At 28.7% G+C, this 2,156-nt stretch carries 1 protein-coding gene; it reads right to left on the reverse strand.

What is annotated here, in order from left to right:
* Nucleotides 1–131: 131 nt before the first annotated feature.
* Nucleotides 132–2,105 (reverse strand): peptidase U32 family protein, encoded by a 1,974-nt coding sequence (locus U9R42_11365; GenBank protein ID MEA3496624.1) that lies wholly within the window; start codon nucleotides 2,103–2,105, stop codon nucleotides 132–134.
* Nucleotides 2,106–2,156: the final 51 nt, after the last annotated feature.

Here is a 2,156-nt window from a genome sequence, read left to right on the forward strand (position 1 = left end):
GTGAGTGATGAGTGGTGAGTGATGAGTGGTGAGTGATGAGTGGTGAGTGATGAGTTGGGAGTTGTGAGCTGTAAGTTGTGAGTTATGAGTTGTGAATTTTTAGTTTTTAGTTATGACTAACCCTCCTTTAATTATTTCAATCCTTTTTTAAAATTAAAAGTAGTAGTTGGTTGAAGTTGTTGAGAATTTTGGAATCGTTTTACTATGGTGTTAAAAACATTTTGTGAAGGATTGATTGTACTAAAATCTAACAACCATTTATGAAAACCTTTTTTTTCTAATTCTTTTCTAAACTGTAAAAATGAAACAGCCTGATTAGGAGTAATAATTGTTAGCCCATCTTTTATTTGCTTTTGAACTTTTTCATTTCTGTCATCAATCAATTCATCATCTTGAACTTTGATAGGTACTCGGGATAAAAACAATTGAGGATGAAAATAAAGAGGAATTATCCCATTTCTATCATTTGATTTAAACAAATTATCTTCTTCATTTTCAAGAGGATAAATATAATCTTTGATGTTTTCATCGAGCAAAAATGCTTTTGAAGCATTATTAAAAACATAAACATTTTCGTTTGTAAAAACTGTACATTTTTTAGGCAATATTTCCTTTTGAGAAATATGACTTATCATAAAACTCTTCAAATTATTTTTTACAAAAGATTGACATAATCTCTCATAAAATACTATGTCATTTTCAGAAATAAATTTTGGTAATTCAATAATAAATTTATGTGCGTTTTTTTGGATAAAAGACTTTGTGGCATCAAGTTCTAACCATTCTCGCTTTGGTAAATTAATAATAATTTTATCTATATTTTTTATCCAAATTTTTCTTAGCCATTTCAAACTATCAATTCTAATAAAAAGTTCTTGTTTTCCTCTTTTACTCGGTTTATTTAATTGTTTTAAAATCTCATTTTTCTTTGATGAAGCTAATTTGGGGAAATTACTTTGTTGATTATCACTTAGCTTTGAAACAAATTTCTTATCCCTTAATTCAGACAAAAAAACAAGGTCGCCTTTTTGAGCTTTATGATTATTTTGCCAAACAGTTACAACATCACTTTGTGAAGTAGTAAAGGTTTTTAATTTTACAGCTCCTCTCGCATCTCCTTTTGCTGAATGAATCCGTATTCTATTTCCTTTTTGTAATTCTATTTCTGAATTAAATAAGAAGCTATCGTTAGCAACTTTAATAACTTTTCCAACTAATTTTCCTGTTGCAGGATTTGATGTAATTGCATTACCTACATCCTTACCTATAAAAAATGAGGTTTTCTCACGACTCAAATCCATTTCCAACAGTTCTTTTGCTTCCTCAAACTTATCAGGATGGTCAAGAATTAATCTATATGCTTTTGCAATTTTATAAACATATTCTGCCGATTTCATTCTACCTTCAACTTTTAATGAAGAAATTCCAATTTTTGATAAATCGGAAATAAATTCAAGTTGTTGCTGATCTTTTAAGCTAAAGGGTGTTGATTTTTTATTTTTGGAATTATAATATCTTCTACAAGGTTGAGTACAAAAACCACGATTAGCACCATGTCCGCCAATATAACTACTAAAAAGACACATACCTGAAAAAGAATAACATAAAGCACCATGAATAAAAACTTCCAACTGAATATTGCTTTTATTTTTTATTTGTTGCAACTCACTTAATTGAAGTTCACGAGCCAAAATCACTCTTTCAAAACCATGATTTTGAGAAAAAATAGCAGATGCAGAATTATGATTTCCCATTTGAGTACTTGCATGGATTTTTATTTTAGGGAAATATTTTTTAATAAGATAAAAAACGCCCCAATCTTGAATGATAACAGCAGAAACACTTGATTTAGATAGAAAAAATAAAAGATCAAGTAATTCAGGAAGTTCTTCATTTTTAATTACAGTATTTAGGGTCAAATAAACTTTAACATTATTTTTTTTTGCCTCTTTTAACAATAATCCAAATTGGGAAATATTAAAATTTGAGGCTCTAGCACGAGCATTAAAATTTGACAACCCAAGATAAACAGCATCAGCTCCACCTTCAACAGCGGCAAAAAATGCTTCAATACTACCTGCAGGCAATAACAATTCAGCTTTCATGCTCACAAAAATCTTTAAAATAATTTAGAAAAACTAATTAATTTACAAAAA

The sequence above is a fragment of the Bacteroidota bacterium genome (assembly GCA_034723125.1).
Taxonomy (GTDB): Bacteria; Bacteroidota; Bacteroidia; order CAILMK01; family JAAYUY01; genus JAYEOP01.